Source organism: Paucibacter hankyongi (assembly GCF_037482915.1).
In the GTDB taxonomy this organism is placed as follows: Bacteria; Pseudomonadota; Gammaproteobacteria; order Burkholderiales; family Burkholderiaceae_C; genus Paucibacter_A; species Paucibacter_A hankyongi.
In genome coordinates, this window is record NZ_JBBHJX010000005.1 from 111,307 (window position 1) to 125,507 (window position 14,201).

Sequence of the window (14,201 nt, forward strand, 5' to 3'; positions counted from 1 at the left end):
CCCCTGGGCTGAGACAATCCACTCATGGGTGAATTCGATCTGATCCAGCGTTTCTTCAAGAGCCAAAGCCGGCCGTCGGCGGACGTGGTGCCGGTCGGCATCGGTGATGACTGTGCCGTCATCAACTCAACGCCGGGCATGCAATGGCTGGTGTCCAGTGACATGCTGGTGGAGGGGCGGCATTTTCTGTCCACGGTGGCGCCGCAGCGCCTGGGACACAAGGCCCTGGCCGTCAATCTGAGTGATTTGGCGGCCTGCGGAGCGACACCGCGGGCCTTTACCTTGGCGCTGAGCTTGCCGCGTGCCGATGAGGTGTTTTTGGCCGGCTTTGCGCAGGGTTTGTTTGAGTTGGCGCAGCGCCATGGCATCGCCTTGGTCGGCGGCGACACCACCCAGGGCCCCTTGAACATCTGCATCACCGTGATGGGTGAGGTGCCGCGGGGTCAGGCCTTGCTGCGCAGTGGTGCCAAGGTGGGTGACGATATTTACGTTTCGGGCGCCACGCTGGGCGATGCGCGCTTGGCGCTGGAGGTATTCCGCGGCACGGCCCAGTTGGCTGGGGCAGACTTCGAGCAGGTGCGCCGGGCCATGGAGTGCCCGCAGCCGCGCGTCGAACTGGGCTTGGCCTTGCGCGGCGTGGCGCGCAGCGCCATCGATGTATCGGACGGTCTGCTGGGCGATCTGGGTCATATCTTGAAGGCCTCGGGCGTGGGCGCCAGCCTCAATGCCGACGCCTTGCCGCGCAGCGCGGTGCTGGCGGCGCAAGACCTGGCCCTGCAGCGCGAATGCGGCTTGGCCGGGGGCGACGATTACGAATTGGTGTTCAGCGCGCCGAGCGATGCCGCCGGGCGTGCGGCCGTGGCTGCTGCGGCGGTCGCCAGCGCCACGCCGGTGCATCGCATCGGCCGCATCGAGGCCGAGCCGGGCCTGCGCCTGCGCGATGCAGCGGGCAGCCCGCTGCTGGCTCAGTTCAGCAGCTTTGACCATTTCAAGACCCCATGAGTGATTCCTTTTCGTCTGACACGCGCGCGCCGCGCCGCGCCACGGCGCGTTTCATGTTTCCGCATCCGGCGCATTGGATTGCGCTCGGTTTTGGCAGCGGCCTCTCGCCCAAGGCCCCGGGCACGGTGGGTACGCTGTGGGCCTGGCTCAGCTTTCTGGTCTTGAATCGCTGGCTGAGCGAAGCGCAATGGGGCTGGCTCTTGCTGGGCGGCACCTTGGTCGGCTGGTGGGCCTGCACGACCACGGCTCGGCATCTGGCAACACCTGACCCCGGCGCTATCGTTTGGGACGAGGTGCTGGCCTTCTGGTTGATCCTCTGGCTGCTGATGCCTGCCGGGTTCTGGGCGCAGTTGATCGCCTTCGCCCTGTTTCGCTACTTTGATGCCGCCAAACCTGGGCCGGTGGGCTGGGCCGACCAGCTCTTCAAGGGCGAGCGTGGCAAGCCGGTCAGCTGGGCGCAGGGTTGGGGCATTTTGTTTGATGATTTCGTCGCGGCTGGATGTACGCTTGTGGTGATCGCACTGTGGCGTTCATTTTTCTGAGGCTTTGAGGAGCAGCGTGTAACGCCGCTTCCAATTGATCAAGAGGAGTTCAAACATGCTGTTTCCTGAAGAGCAAGAGTTGATCGACCGCATTGGCGTGGCCCTGATGCAGCGGCGCGAAAAGGTCGGCACGGCCGAGTCCTGCACCGGTGGCTTGATCGCCGCGGCCTGCACCAGCTTGTCGGGCTCCAGCCAATGGTTTGAGCGCGGCGTGGTCAGCTACAGCAATGAATCGAAGACCGAATTGCTGGGCGTGCCGGCGGCCTTGATCGGCCTGCATGGTTCGGTCAGCGGCGAGGCAGCGCTGCACATGGCCAAGGGCTTGCTGGCCCATGCGCCGATTGATTGGGCGCTGGCAGTGACCGGTATCGCCGGCCCCACCGGGGGCTCGGCCGACAAGCCGGTCGGCACCGTCTGGCTGGCGCTGGTGCATGCGGGCCGCCCGCCCAAGGTGTGGCAGGAGTTGTTCAGCGGGGACCGCCATGCGGTGCGCATCGCCACGCTGCGCGCCGGCTTGATGGCCTTGTGCGAAGCCCTGGAAGACAAGGACCAGTAATCGATGAGTATTTTGCTGAGCGGCCGCTGGCCGGCGGCCGAGCAGCAGCAATGGCTGCGCCTGTTGCAAGAGGCCTTGCCCGACGAGCAATGGTGGCTAACGCCGCCGACCGATGCGGCGCAGGCGGCCGAGGTCGAGATCGCGATCGTGGCCAACCCGGAACCGGGCGTGCTGCAGCAGCTGCCGAATCTGCGCCTGATCCAGTCGCTCTGGGCCGGTGTTGACCGCCTGATGCAAGACCCGACCCTGCCGCCCCAGGTGCCGCTGGCGCGCATGGTCGACCCGGCCATGAACGAGGCGATGGCTCACACGGCGCTGTGGGCGGTGTTGTCTCTGCATCGCGGCTTCTTTGACCTGCAGGACCAACAGCGGCGAGCCGAATGGCGCCAGCCCATGCAAAGTCGCGCCGCCGAATGGCGGGTGCTGGTGCTGGGCTTGGGTGAGTTGGGCGCTCGCGTGGCCCGCGCCTTGGCCGCGCAAGGTTATGCGCTGAGCGGCTGGAGTCGCCGGCCGGCCGAGTTGGCGGGGGTGCGCACGCTGCACGGCGCCGAAGGTCTCGCCCTGGGCTTGGCCGAGGCCGATACGGTCGTCAATCTGTTGCCGCTGACCGAGCAGACACGTGACTTCTTCAACGCGGACCGCTTTGCAGCGATGAAGCCGGGCGCCAGCTTGGTCAATCTGGCGCGTGGCGCCCATGTGGTCGAAGCCGATCTGCTGGCCGTCTTGGACAGCGGCCGGCTCGCTCGTGCCGTGCTTGATGTCTTCCGCCAGGAACCGCTGCCGGCCGCACACCCGTTTTGGCAGCATCCGCGCTTGACCGTGTTGCCGCATTGCGCCGCCCAAACCGATCCGCGCAGCGCGGCGGCGGTGGTGCGCGCCAATGTGCTGGCGCTTCGCGCCGGCCAGCCCTTTGCTCATCTGGTGCAGCGCCAGCAGGGTTATTGAGCCGAATGAGCCGAATGAGCCGGATGAGCAGGGTAGGGCGTGTGGTTTCGCGCAGCAGCGCTTGAATTTGTCGCGCAAGGTCGCGTCGCGTTTGAGGTGGCCGCGGTATCCTCAATGCCTGTCTAGCCTTCGGTGAAGGGCGAGCCGAAGAGTCGGCGCTCCACACCGAGTTGACGAGGTCGGCCATGGAGTTTTTCCCCGCAGACGCAAGCATCGCCGCTTGGGAGCAGCAGCTGGCCCTGGGCGCGCCGTTGGACACCGTGCAAGAGCGGCTGCAACTGGCTTGGGGCCTGCGTCAGCGCGACACCCGCCGGGCCTTGGTGCTGGTGACCGATGTAGAAGGGCTGCTGGGCTCGACCGACTGGCCGGCGCTCCGCCTCGACGCTGCGCGCGGGCGGCTGCATCTGGTGCGCTCTGAGGCCCATCTTTTGCACGGCGAGTTGGCGCAGGCGGAGCGGCAACTGGACTTGGCTCGCGCGCTGTTTGAAGCCGCCGCCGACCAGACTGGCTTGGCCGATGTGCATTGGCAGAGCCATTACCTGGCGGCCGATCGCGGCGACGTGGGCCGCTTGCGTGCCGAGTTAGCGATGGCCTTGGGCTGCGCCGAGGCCGCCGGCGATACGTCGCGAGCGACCGTGTTTCAAGCCAATCTGGGGCGCTCTCAGGTGTTTGTCGACCAAGTGCTGGCCGAGCGCGAATGGGGCGTGCGCCTGCCGCTGGATAGTTCCAACTTGGCGCCGATGGAAGGCTCGGCGGTGGAGGATTTTCGCGGTCTGCTGGCGGCGATGCAGGGCAATTTTCTGAGTGGCATCCAGGCCCATTCAAAAGCGTTTGAGCTGGCCATGTTGACCGGTCAGATCCGTCGCGCCATCACGCTGGCCACCAATCTGGGTCACACCTATACCAAGATGAGCGACTTCCAGACCGCCATGGAGTGGCTCAAACGCGGCCTCGACCTGGCCCGAGGTTCGCGCTGGCCCAGCATGATCAGCCTGTGCCTGGCGCACACCGGCGAGGCTCTGCGTCGGCTCGGGCAACTGGGTGATGCGCGCGACTTGCTGCAGGAATGCTTGCAGCTCTGCGCGGCGCAGCCGGACAACCGCACGCGTGCCTTGGCGCTGAATTTTCTGGGTCATACCGAGTTGAACTCGGACCGCGGCGTGCCGGCCCATGCGGCGTTTACCGAGCTGATGGAGCGCGCGGTGGCTTCGCGCTCGCTGGATCTGCGCACCGAGGCGCAACTGGGTTTGGCCAGGGCCGAGTTGATGCTGGGTCACTTTGAGTTGGCCCGCGGCCATGCCGAGGAGGGCCTGCGCCTGGCGCGTGAACAGCATGAGCCCAACAATGAGGTCGACATGTTGTGGGTCTTGGGCGATGTGCAGCAGGCGGAAGATAGCGCTCTGGGGTGCTCGGGTAGCCATGGCCGGGCACTGGGGTCTTATCTGGCCGCATTGCAATTGGCCGAGGGCATGGAGTCCTATCAGCCTTCGATGCAATTGCTGGAGGCCACCGCCAAGGCCTTTGCGGATGGCGGCAACTTCGAGCGCGCCTATCACTGGTCGCAACGCGCCAGCGCGGCGCGCCAGCACAGCTTCAACGAGGAGGCCATGCGGCGTTCGAGCGCCTTGCGGGTGCATCACCAGATCGAGAGCGCCCGCGCCGAGAGCGAGCACCTGCGCCGTCTAGCCGAGTCGGAGGCGGCGCGTTTCCAACTGCTGCGCGACACGCATGAGGTGCTGCAGCATCTAGGCCAGGTTGGCCAGGAGATCACCAATGAGCTGGTGGCCGAACGCATCTTTGAGGTGATGACACGGCATGTCAATGCGCTGCTGGACGCGCCTTGCCTGGCGATCTATTTGCTCGACGCCGCGGGGCGCCAGCTCTACTGTGCTTACGGTATTGAAAACGGCGAACCCTTCACGGACCCGCCGATCGAGATGAGTTCGGAGCGCTCCCTGTGCGTGCGCTGCGTGCAGGAGCGCAAGGAAATCCTGTTCAGCGACGCGGCGGAACAAGAGAAACTGGGTGAGCATGTGCCCGGTACCAGCCAGCAACTCAGCCTGATTTTTGCGCCTTTGCTGGCCGGTGAGCGGGTGATAGGCGCGATGACGATTCAGTCTCCACGGGCCAAGGCTTACGGAGAGCGGCAGCAATTGATCTTTCGCACCCTGCGCTCCTACATCGCAATCGCGCTGGACAATGCCGGCGCCTATCTGCGCCTGAGTCAGATGCAGCGTCAGCTGATGGCGCAGGAGAAGTTGGCGGCCTTGGGTTCGATGGTGGCCGGCGTGGCGCATGAGTTGAACACGCCGATTGGCAACAGCCTCTTGATCGCCAGCACGCTGCTGGGCAGCACCCAGGAATTCGTTCAGCGGGTTGAGCAGCAGGCCTTGAAACGCTCAGATTGGGAGCAATACGCGGGCCGCACCCGCGATGGCCTGGAGGTCATCAACCGCAGCATGGAGACGGCGGCGGCCTTGGTGCGCAGCTTCAAACAGGTGGCGGTGGATCGCAGCGCCGAACAGCGTCGCAGTTTCGACCTGCGTGAGCTCTGCGAACAATGCGCGCAGACCATGGGCTTGCAGCTGCGCCGAGCCGGTGTGCGCTTAGCCCTGGAGGTGCCTGCGGGTTTGCAGTTAGACAGCTTCCCGGGCCCCTTGGGGCAGGTCTTGATCATCTTGATCAACAACGCCTTGGTGCATGCGTTTGAGGGCCGCAAAGAGGGCCTCATCACGCTGGGCGCTCAAGCCCAGCAGGCGGGGCGGCTCAGTCTGTGGGTGGCCGATGATGGCTTGGGGATTCCGCCCTCGGTGCAGGAGCGCATCTTCGACCCCTTTTTCACCACCAAGTTCGGCCAAGGCGGCAGCGGCCTGGGCCTGAGCATTGCTCACAACATCAGCGGCAGCCTGCTCGGCGGCGGCCTGAGCGTCACAAGCCGTGAGGGCGAAGGCAGCCGCTTTGTGATTGAAATGCCCTTCAAAGCACCTTGAGGGGGGCCTGAGCGCCGTTCTGACGTTTAAGCCTGCAGCACCAAGCGCGGCCCGCGTGCGACCACGGTTTCGGCCAGCATCAGGGCCAGGCGGCGCAGGCCGGCCCAGGCGTCCAAGGGCCAGTCGGGGTGGCGCAGGCCCTTGACCAAGCCGTCGCAGACCTGCGCGGCCTCAACCAGACGGGTCAGGTCGGCCGCTTGCAGGCCCGGCACAATGCGCTCGAACAAACGCTCCTTGGCGCCCCAGACGCGCGATTCGCGCAGCGCCATCGGCAGCGGTTTGCCGGCGTCGACCGCATCACGCACCCGTTTCAACGCGCGAATGTCTTCGGCCAAGCTCCAGTGCACCAGCACCGCAGCCTCGCCCTCGGCCTCCAGTCCTTCCAGCATGCGCAGCAGGCGCGGTACATGGCCGGCCAAGACGGCCTCGCTGAGTTTGAAGACGTCGTAGCGAGCCACGTTCAAGACGGCCGCTTCGATCTGCTCAAAGCTCAGTTCGCCCTTGGGGTGCAGCAGGGCCAGCTTTTGCAGTTCTTGGTGTGCGGCGAGCAGATTGCCCTCGACTCGGTCGGCGAAGAAGGCCAAGGTGCGTTGACCGATTTCACCCTCGGGGACGCGCTGGCCTTGGGCCACCAGGCGCTGGGCGATCCATTGCGGCAGCGCGCGGCGCTCGATGGGGTCGACGCGCACCGTCACGCCGGCGCCGTCCAGCGCGGCAAACCAGGCGCTGTTGGTCTGTGTCTTGTCGAGCTTGGGCAGGGTGACCAGGGTTACCACATCTTCGGGCAGGGCGGCGCAATAACGCTGCAGTGCCTCGGAGCCATCCTTGCCTGGCTTGCCGCTGGGAATGCGGATCTCAATGAACTGGCGTTCGGCAAACAGGCTCAGCGCTTGCGCGGCGCCGAGCACCGGCCCCCAGTCGAAGTAAGCCCCCGCCACGGTGAAGACCTTGCGCTCCCCATAACCCTGAGCCCGTGCGGCGGCACGAATCGCATCGGCCGCCTCTTGCGCCAGCAGTGGCTCGTCACCGTAGATGGTGTAGATCGGGCGCAGCGCCTTGGCAAGCTGCTGGGGGAGGGCGTCGGCACGCAATTGCATGAGGGTCAGCCCGGCAGTCGAACTGCAGTCAGGCGGCGCATCACCTGGGCCACCGCGTCGGATTGCATGGCGCGGTGCAGCTGAGCTTCTTCCTGTTCCTTGCCCAGCGCGCGCTCTTCGGTGTAGTTCATTTCGCGCACCAGGCGCAGCTCGGTGCGCGGCAGCAGCAATTCGTCATTGGGCGTGCGCAGCAAGTAGTCCACGCTGAGGCGCAACTGCCACTCGCGCACTTGGCCGGCTACGGTGGAGCTGACCACCACCTTGTCGCGCACATCCTGCAGCGCTACCAATACCACCTCGGCCTGGTTGGTATCTTCCACCACCTTGACGGGCGAGCGCATCAGTTGGCGACGCAGCTCGATCGCGAACGGCGAACCGGGCGCGAAGCCACTCAGCGCTAGGCGCTGGAACAGGAATTCCGGTTCCTTGCGCAGCTCAAAGCCGCAGCCGCCCAGGCTGGTCAAGCCAGCCAGTGCTGCCGATACAAGCAGGCGACGCCGCTGCATGCTCATCCGACCTTAGACCACCACGTTGACCAGACGACCCGGCACCACGATGACCTTCTTGGCCGGCTTGCCTTCGGCAAACTTGAGGAAGTCTTCGTTGGCCAGCGCGGCGGCTTCGATGGCGGCCTTGTCGGCGGCGGCCGGCACCTTGACGGAGCCACGCAGCTTGCCGTTGACCTGCAGCATCAGCTCGATCTCGTCTTGCACCAGGGCCGCTTCATCGACGCTGGGCCAGGCGCTGTCGAGCAGATCGCCCAGCTCGGCGGCAAAGCCGAGGTCTTGCCAGAGCTGGTGAGCGATGTGCGGGCAGGCCGGGTAGAGCACGCGCAGCAGCACCGAGAAGCCTTCGCGGATGGCGGCGTCTTGGCCCGCAGCCTTGAAGCCTTCCAGCGCATTGAGCAGCTTCATGCCGCCCGACACCACGGTGTTGTACTGCATGCGCTCGTAGTCATAGCTGACCTGCTTGAGCACCAAGTGCACCTCGCGGCGCAGCGCCTTGCCTTCGCCGCTGAGGGCGGCGAAGTCTTGGCCGGCGCTCTTGATGGCGGCCTCATGCTTGACACCAAAGGCCCAGACGCGCTTCAAGAAGCGGTGCGCGCCTTCCACGCCGGAGTCGTTCCACTCCAGCGTTTGTTCCGGCGGCGAAGCGAACATGACGAACAGACGGGCCGTGTCGGCGCCGTACTGGTTGATCAGCTCTTGCGGGTCAACGCCATTGTTCTTGGACTTGGACATGGTGCCCACGCCCTCGTACTCCACGCGCGAGCCATCGCTCTTCAGCGTGGCGTGCGTGACCTTGCCGTTGGCGTCGGCCACGTCTTCCACCTCATGCGGCCAGAAGTATTCGATGCCACCCTTCTCGCCACGGCGCGAGTAGATGTGGTTCAGCACCATGCCCTGGGTCAGCAGCTTGGTGAACGGTTCGTCCACCTTGACCAGGCCCAGGTCGCGCATCACCTTGGTCCAGAAGCGGGCGTAGAGCAGGTGCAGGATGGCGTGTTCAATGCCACCGATGTACTGGTCCATGGCCGCTCCCTGGCGCATCCAGTAGGCGGTGCCGTCGCCGACCATGGCGTCCTTGTTCTGCGCATCGCAGTAACGCATGAAATACCAGGACGAGTCGACAAAGGTGTCCATGGTGTCGGTTTCGCGCTGGGCCGGCTTGCCGCACTTGGGGCAGGCCACGTTCAAGAAGCCAGCGTGCTTTTTCAGCGGGTTGCCGCTGCCGTCGGGGATGCACTCTTCCGGCAACACCACCGGCAGATCTTTCTCAGGCACCGGCACCGAGCCGCAGTCATCGCAGTTGATGATGGGGATCGGCGTGCCCCAGTAACGCTGGCGGCTGATGCCCCAGTCGCGCAGGCGCCAGGTGGTTTTCTTCTCGCCCAGGCCCTTGGCGCCGACCAATTCGGCCACCTTGGAGACGGCGGCTTTGTGGCTCAAACCGTTGAGGTCACCGGAGTTGACGCAGACGGCTTTTTGCTTGTCGCCATACCACTCGGCCCAGGCGTCCAGGCTGAAGCTCTCGCCTTCCACCGCGACGACTTGTTGGATTGCGATGCCGTACTTCTTGGCAAAGGCGAAGTCGCGCTCGTCGTGCGCGGGCACGCCCATCACGGCGCCGTCGCCATAGCTCATCAGCACGTAGTTGCCGACCCAGACCTCGACCTGCGCGCCGGTCAGCGGATGGGTGACGAAGAGGCCGGTGCGCTGGCCCTTCTTCTCTTGCGTGGCCAGCTCGGCTTCGGTGGTGCCGCCGCGCTTGCATTCTTCGATGAAGGCGGCCAGCTCTGGGTTGGACGCTGCGGCGTACGTGGCCAGCGGGTGCTCCGGCGCCACGGCGCAGAAGGTCACGCCCATGATGGTGTCGGCACGCGTCGTGAAGACGTAGAGCTTGCCGTCTTGGATCAGCGCGCCGTCGGCGCCCTTGATCTCATGCGGGAAGGCAAAACGCACGCCTTCGCTCTTGCCGATCCAGTTCTCCTGCATCAGGCGCACGCGCTCGGGCCAGCCGCTCAGGTATTGCGGATTGCTGGGGTCGGCCACGGCGGCCAGCAGCTCATCGGCGTACTTGGTGATGTTCAGGTAGTAGCCGGGGATCTCGCGCTTTTCGACCACAGCGCCGGAGCGCCAGCCCTTGCCATCGACCACCTGCTCATTGGCCAGCACGGTCTGGTCCACCGGGTCCCAGTTGACGACCTGGGTGCGGCGCTCGGCGATGCCGGCTTCCAGCATCTTCAGGAACAGCCATTGGTTCCACTTGTAGTACTCGGGTGTGCAAGTGGCGATTTCGCGCGACCAGTCAATCGCCAGGCCCATGGCCTGCATCTGCGACTTCATATAGGCGATGTTGTCGTAGGTCCACTTGGCGGGCGGCACCTTGTTCTTCATCGCGGCGTTCTCGGCCGGCAGGCCGAAAGCGTCCCAGCCCATCGGCATCAAGACGTTGTAGCCCTTCATGCGCAGCTGACGCGTCAGCATGTCGTTGATCGTGTAGTTGCGCACATGGCCCATGTGCAGCTTGCCGCTGGGGTAGGGCAGCATGGAGCAGGCGTAGAACTTGGGCTTGTCTTGGTCCTCGGTGACGCGGTAGGCGTCGCGGGAATTCCAATACTGGCGCGCAGCGGCTTCGATCTCGTTGGGGGCGTACTTATCGTTCATGCGCCAAATTGTAGGGGCTGCGCTCTGCCGCCCCTGCCGGCGCGAACGGAATCAGCCGGGTAGTTCCTTGCATTGCTTGACGCTGCGGCGCAAGCTGCTCTTCCAAAAGGAGTCCCATTCGTGCAGACCGTCGATGCGCTGCACCAAGTCGCCGCGGCAGACAAAGTCAAAGGCCGGGGTCAGCCGGGCTGGCGCGTACTGATGCGTCAGATAGCTTTGCATCAGGGGCGCTTGCTCCTTGGGCCAAGCGTAGTGACTCAATGGGTCGGCCAGGCGGGGCCTTTGCACCTCCACCAGCGTGACACCCAGAGCCTTGGCCTCGGCCAGAAACTCCTGCTTGCGCTCGGTCTGGGACCAGGCTCGGCAGGGGCCGCAGTCGCCGGCGCTCCAGTAGACCAGGCTGACTGGACTCGGTGTCTCCAATGTGGCAGCCCAGGCAGGCTGAGTCAGCAAGGACAGGCACAGGCCCAGCAGGGGCGCCCAAGAGCCGGGTCTAGAAACGAGACCAGTCTTCATTCAAACCTTCTTTTAATTCAGAGCCGGTGCGCAGCTGCGGCATGGAGCTGGGGAGCTTCATCTGCTTCTCGCGCAATGCAATATTGGCGTAAGCGCTGTCCCAGAGTGCGCCAAAACTTTGCTTGGCTTGCATGGCTTGGGCCAGCTCGCCCACAAACCATGTGTTGGTCTGATTGTCGGCGCAGCCAAAGGACGAGGTACGGGCGCTGGAGGCGGTCATGACCAGTAAATGGTCCTGCCGCAGGCGCTCCAGGTGCGAGCCTGAGTAGCAGGCGGAAATCATCAGCCAGCTGCGGTTGGGCTCCAGGGCTTCCATCCAGCTTTCGAGCTTCTTGGAGCTGAGCAGGCGCGGCGTGCGATAGAGCGGCTGCTGTGCCACTTCCAGTATGCCCGGCCTGCCGTGGCTGCTCAGCACGACGATGAAGCGGTCATTGGCGCGCTTGTGTTCTGCCCAGAACTCAAACACCTCGTCCATCTGATCGATGCTGGCCAAGGGCAATTCACGCGAACCCTCGGTGATCCGTCGGTTGGACAGCAGAATCGAGCGATAGGCCTTGCCGTAGGTCGCGGCGAACTTAGCGTCCAGCAAGCGGATATCCGCATCAAACACGTTTTGCCGGTCGTTGAGCGCCGCGCCAATGAAGATGTAGCGCGGCTCGGTGAGCGGGGCGGGGTCGGACTGTAGGGCCTGTAGCTGCACGCCCAGGCGGCGGTCCCCGGTGCCAGCGGGCTCGCCGAGGATGTAGCTGCTGCAGCCGCTGAGCAGGCATAGCAGCAAGAGGGTCAGCAGCGCGATAGGGGCTTGGGCTGGGCGCCGCAATGTGGGCACAGAGGCGGGAGAGAGTGGGGCAAAGGTCATGCGTGAGTGCGGTCAGTAGCTCTGGCGGGCATGATCGACGTCAGCCCCTGAATCGTCACTCGCTCTTTGTGGGGGCATCGGCCACAAAGGCGATGCGACTCAAGCCCGCGCTCTGACACCAGCCGATGAGTTCGGCCACTTGGCCGTAGGGCGCGCTTTGGTCGGCGCGCAGCTGGACCTCCAACTCGGGGTTGGCCCTGCCCAGCTCCTGCAGGCGTTGCTGCAACTGTTGTTTGTCCAGCTTCGCATCACCGAGAAATAGGCTGCCATCGGGCTGCAAGCCGATGGCGATGAATTTGGGCGCGTCCGAAGGGCGGGCGGCTTCGCTCTTGGGCAGGTCCAGTCGCAGCGATGAACTCATCAGCGGCGCGGCGATCATGAAGATCACCAGCAGCACCAACATAACGTCGATCAGTGGCGTCATATTGATGTCGCCCATCGGCTTGGGGCGCTCGCTGCGTTCCAGTCGACCGAAGGCCATCGTGCGTCCGCTCAGTCTTGATCCAACATCTCGCGCAGATCGTGTGCGAAGCCTTCCAACTCGGCCTCGCAGTCGCCGACCTGTTTGCCGAAGATGTTGTAGGCCAGCACGGCCGGAATCGCGACGGCCAGGCCGGCCGCCGTCATGATCAGCGCCTCACCAACCGGGCCGGCAATCTTCTCGATCGTCAGATTGCCGCCGGCCGAGATGCTGACCAGGGCGTGATAGATGCCCCAGACGGTGCCGAACAGGCCAATGAAGGGGGCGGTGCTGCCAATCGAGGCCAGCAGCACCTGACCGAATTGCAGACGCCGGACTACTTGGTGCAGGGCGTCGCGCAGGCGCCGCGTCAGGCGCGAATCGCGCCGGGTGGCGCCGTCCAGGCTGCCTTGCTGCGTGCTGGCTGTGGCCGCATCCAGCAAGGGCTGGAGCACCGCTTCCGAGTCAAAGCCCTCCAAGGCTGCGCGGCCGCCGGCCAGATCGCTGGCGCCCCAGAACGCAGGGATGGCGCGCGCCAGGCTGCGGCGGGCACGCTGCAGCATCCAGCTCTTCCAGAAAATGACCACCCAGGCGCCGACCGACATCAGCAGCAACAAGGCGGCCACCGCCCGGATGACGGCATCGCCTTGGCTCCAGAAGTCAGCGAATCCTGTCATGCCCCCAGACCCAGCACATCGTTCATGTCATAGAGGCCAGGCGCTTGACCGGCCAAAAAGCGCGCGGCGCGCAGGCTGCCGAGTGCGAAGGTGCTGCGGCTGCTGGCCTTGTGGCTGATCTCGATGCGCTCACCGGTGCCGGCGAACAGCACGGTGTGGTCGCCAATGATGTCGCCGCCGCGCACCGTGGCGAAGCCAATGGTGGACGGGTCGCGCTCGCCGGTGACGCCTTCGCGGCCATAGACCGCGCAGCTCTTCAAATCGCGGTCCAGGGCCTTGGCCACGGCCTCGCCCATGGCCAGCGCGGTGCCACTCGGGGCATCGACTTTATGGCGGTGGTGGGCTTCGATGATTTCGATGTCAAAGCCTTCATTCAAGGATCGGGCGGCCATGTCCAACAAGCGCAACACCACGTTCACGCCCACGCTCATATTCGGCGCCATCATGATGCCGATGTGCTGAGCGTGTTCGCCGATCTGGGCTTTTTGTTCGGGGCTGAAACCGGTGGTGCCAATGACCACCTTGACGCCCAGTTCGCGGCACACGGCCAGATGGGCCAGCGTGCCTTCGGGGCGGGTGAAGTCGATCAGCACATCGGCGCCGCGCAGCGCTTGCTGCAGGTCAGCGGTGATCAGCACGCCACTGTTCTGGCCCAAGAAGGCGCTGGCATCTTGGCCAAGCGTTGGGCTGGCTTCGCGGACCAGCGCGCCGTGCAGCAGGCAGTCCGGCGCGTTGACCACGGCCTCGATCAGCATGCGGCCCATGCGGCCGGAGCTGCCCGCGATGACGATGCGGGTCTGGGCGGCTGCGGCGCCGCTCATTGCTTGGGCTCCAGCGGTGGGTAGCTGCGTTGTGCGCCCATGGCCTCGGGGGCCGCGACGGCCGGCTTGGTCGGCAAAGGCAAGGCCTTGCGCTCCTCTTCGCTGAGCGCCAGCTTGGGCGCGTCACCGCGCAGTTCGCGGGTGTTGATGGCGCTGACGAATTCGTTTTCGCTGGGCAGGTCGGCCGGCAGGTCGAGCGATTTCAGGATGTCGCCATCAAACCAGGCGACCACCTGACGCTGCTGCGGCGCCGCACCCTGGCGGCGGATGGTGAAGACATAGTCCCAGCGGTTGTCGTGGAAGATGTCGGTCAGCAACGGCGAGCCGAGCAGATCGCGCACCTGGGCGCGGTTCATGCCGGGCTTGACGCGGGCGGTCAATTCCTTGGTCAGGACATTGCCCTGCACGATGTCAACGCGATAAGGCCGGACGAGGCCCAGCACTTTGTCGCCCGAAACCGAGCCGGCGCAGGCGCTCAACAGGGCCATGGCGACGGCAGATAGCGCGAGCAGGCTCAAGCGAGCAGGGGAGGCAGTACACATATTCGGGCGCATGAGTGCTTCTGTAGG

Annotated in this window: 14 protein-coding genes; 5 read left to right on the forward strand and 9 right to left on the reverse strand. The window is 65.1% G+C overall.

Features of this window, described 5'->3' with window-relative positions:
* The first annotated feature begins 24 nt into the window (after positions 1 to 24).
* The 5 genes from thiL (at position 25) to WG899_RS10130 (ending at position 6,035) form a co-directional block, all read left to right on the forward strand.
* Positions 25 to 1,002, forward strand: a complete 978-nt coding sequence (gene thiL, locus WG899_RS10110) for a thiamine-phosphate kinase (RefSeq protein ID WP_339595514.1) — start codon at positions 25 to 27, stop codon at positions 1,000 to 1,002.
* The gene (locus tag WG899_RS10115) at positions 999 to 1,544 is read left to right on the forward strand and encodes a phosphatidylglycerophosphatase A family protein (RefSeq protein WP_339595515.1); all 546 of its coding nucleotides are present in this window, start codon (positions 999 to 1,001) and stop codon (positions 1,542 to 1,544) included. Before thiL ends, WG899_RS10115 begins: the two co-directional genes overlap by 4 nt.
* Before the next feature lie 55 nt (positions 1,545 to 1,599).
* Positions 1,600 to 2,100, forward strand: a complete 501-nt coding sequence (locus WG899_RS10120) for a CinA family protein (protein ID WP_339595516.1) — start codon at positions 1,600 to 1,602, stop codon at positions 2,098 to 2,100.
* Between the two features lie 3 nt (positions 2,101 to 2,103).
* Entirely contained in the window at positions 2,104 to 3,045 is a 942-nt protein-coding gene (locus WG899_RS10125; protein ID WP_339595517.1) for a 2-hydroxyacid dehydrogenase, read from the forward strand.
* A gap of 185 nt (positions 3,046 to 3,230) precedes the next feature.
* Entirely contained in the window at positions 3,231 to 6,035 is a 2,805-nt protein-coding gene (locus tag WG899_RS10130) for an ATP-binding protein (protein WP_339595518.1), read from the forward strand.
* A 26-nt stretch (positions 6,036 to 6,061) separates the two neighbouring features.
* Here WG899_RS10130 and holA read toward each other — a convergent pair whose 3' ends face one another.
* Genes holA through WG899_RS10175 form a run of 9 tightly spaced genes read right to left on the reverse strand, consistent with a single transcriptional unit; the run spans position 6,062 to position 14,174 of the window.
* Entirely contained in the window at positions 6,062 to 7,132 is a 1,071-nt protein-coding gene (gene holA / locus WG899_RS10135) for a DNA polymerase III subunit delta (protein ID WP_339595519.1), read from the reverse strand.
* A 5-nt stretch (positions 7,133 to 7,137) separates the two neighbouring features.
* On the reverse strand, positions 7,138 to 7,638 hold the full coding sequence (locus WG899_RS10140; RefSeq protein ID WP_339595520.1) for an LPS-assembly lipoprotein LptE: 501 nt from the start codon (positions 7,636 to 7,638) through the stop codon (positions 7,138 to 7,140).
* 12 nt (positions 7,639 to 7,650) lie between these two features.
* Positions 7,651 to 10,299, reverse strand: coding sequence for a leucine--tRNA ligase (gene leuS / locus WG899_RS10145; protein ID WP_339595521.1), 2,649 nt, complete (start codon positions 10,297 to 10,299; stop codon positions 7,651 to 7,653).
* A 51-nt stretch (positions 10,300 to 10,350) separates the two neighbouring features.
* The gene (locus WG899_RS10150) at positions 10,351 to 10,815 is read right to left on the reverse strand and encodes a hypothetical protein (RefSeq protein ID WP_339595522.1); all 465 of its coding nucleotides are present in this window, start codon (positions 10,813 to 10,815) and stop codon (positions 10,351 to 10,353) included.
* Complete coding sequence (locus WG899_RS10155; RefSeq protein WP_339595523.1) at positions 10,793 to 11,674, reverse strand: C13 family peptidase; 882 nt, start codon at positions 11,672 to 11,674, stop codon at positions 10,793 to 10,795. Before WG899_RS10155 ends, WG899_RS10150 begins: the two co-directional genes overlap by 23 nt.
* 55 nt (positions 11,675 to 11,729) lie before the next feature.
* Positions 11,730 to 12,155 (reverse strand): ExbD/TolR family protein, encoded by a 426-nt coding sequence (locus WG899_RS10160; protein ID WP_339595524.1) that lies wholly within the window; start codon positions 12,153 to 12,155, stop codon positions 11,730 to 11,732.
* An 11-nt stretch (positions 12,156 to 12,166) separates the two neighbouring features.
* Positions 12,167 to 12,811 (reverse strand): MotA/TolQ/ExbB proton channel family protein, encoded by a 645-nt coding sequence (locus WG899_RS10165; protein ID WP_339595525.1) that lies wholly within the window; start codon positions 12,809 to 12,811, stop codon positions 12,167 to 12,169.
* A complete protein-coding gene (gene dapB / locus WG899_RS10170) occupies positions 12,808 to 13,632 on the reverse strand; it encodes a 4-hydroxy-tetrahydrodipicolinate reductase (protein ID WP_339595526.1) in 825 nt (274 codons plus the stop codon). Before dapB ends, WG899_RS10165 begins: the two co-directional genes overlap by 4 nt.
* The gene (locus WG899_RS10175; protein ID WP_339595527.1) at positions 13,629 to 14,174 is read right to left on the reverse strand and encodes an outer membrane protein assembly factor BamE; all 546 of its coding nucleotides are present in this window, start codon (positions 14,172 to 14,174) and stop codon (positions 13,629 to 13,631) included. The genes dapB and WG899_RS10175 overlap by 4 nt, the downstream gene beginning before the upstream one ends.
* Between the last annotated feature and the right edge of the window lie 27 nt (positions 14,175 to 14,201).

Bases quoted from the DNA above. Each gene is read 5' to 3' on its own strand.
- WG899_RS10150 (WP_339595522.1), bottom strand. From the start codon at position 10,815: ATGAAGACTGGTCTCGTTTCTAGACCCGGCTCTTGGGCGCCCCTGCTG.
- WG899_RS10155 (WP_339595523.1), bottom strand. From the start codon at position 11,674: ATGACCTTTGCCCCACTCTCTCCCGCCTCTGTGCCCACATTGCGGCGC.
- dapB (WP_339595526.1), bottom strand. From the start codon at position 13,632: ATGAGCGGCGCCGCAGCCGCCCAGACCCGCATCGTCATCGCGGGCAGC.
- WG899_RS10175 (WP_339595527.1), bottom strand. From the start codon at position 14,174: ATGTGTACTGCCTCCCCTGCTCGCTTGAGCCTGCTCGCGCTATCTGCC.
- WG899_RS10120 (WP_339595516.1), top strand. From the start codon at position 1,600: ATGCTGTTTCCTGAAGAGCAAGAGTTGATCGACCGCATTGGCGTGGCC.
- WG899_RS10160 (WP_339595524.1), bottom strand. From the start codon at position 12,155: ATGGCCTTCGGTCGACTGGAACGCAGCGAGCGCCCCAAGCCGATGGGC.
- WG899_RS10130 (WP_339595518.1), top strand. From the start codon at position 3,231: ATGGAGTTTTTCCCCGCAGACGCAAGCATCGCCGCTTGGGAGCAGCAG.
- thiL (WP_339595514.1), top strand. From the start codon at position 25: ATGGGTGAATTCGATCTGATCCAGCGTTTCTTCAAGAGCCAAAGCCGG.
- WG899_RS10140 (WP_339595520.1), bottom strand. From the start codon at position 7,638: ATGCAGCGGCGTCGCCTGCTTGTATCGGCAGCACTGGCTGGCTTGACC.
- WG899_RS10125 (WP_339595517.1), top strand. From the start codon at position 2,104: ATGAGTATTTTGCTGAGCGGCCGCTGGCCGGCGGCCGAGCAGCAGCAA.
- WG899_RS10165 (WP_339595525.1), bottom strand. From the start codon at position 12,811: ATGACAGGATTCGCTGACTTCTGGAGCCAAGGCGATGCCGTCATCCGG.
- WG899_RS10115 (WP_339595515.1), top strand. From the start codon at position 999: ATGAGTGATTCCTTTTCGTCTGACACGCGCGCGCCGCGCCGCGCCACG.
- holA (WP_339595519.1), bottom strand. From the start codon at position 7,132: ATGCAATTGCGTGCCGACGCCCTCCCCCAGCAGCTTGCCAAGGCGCTG.
- leuS (WP_339595521.1), bottom strand. From the start codon at position 10,299: ATGAACGATAAGTACGCCCCCAACGAGATCGAAGCCGCTGCGCGCCAG.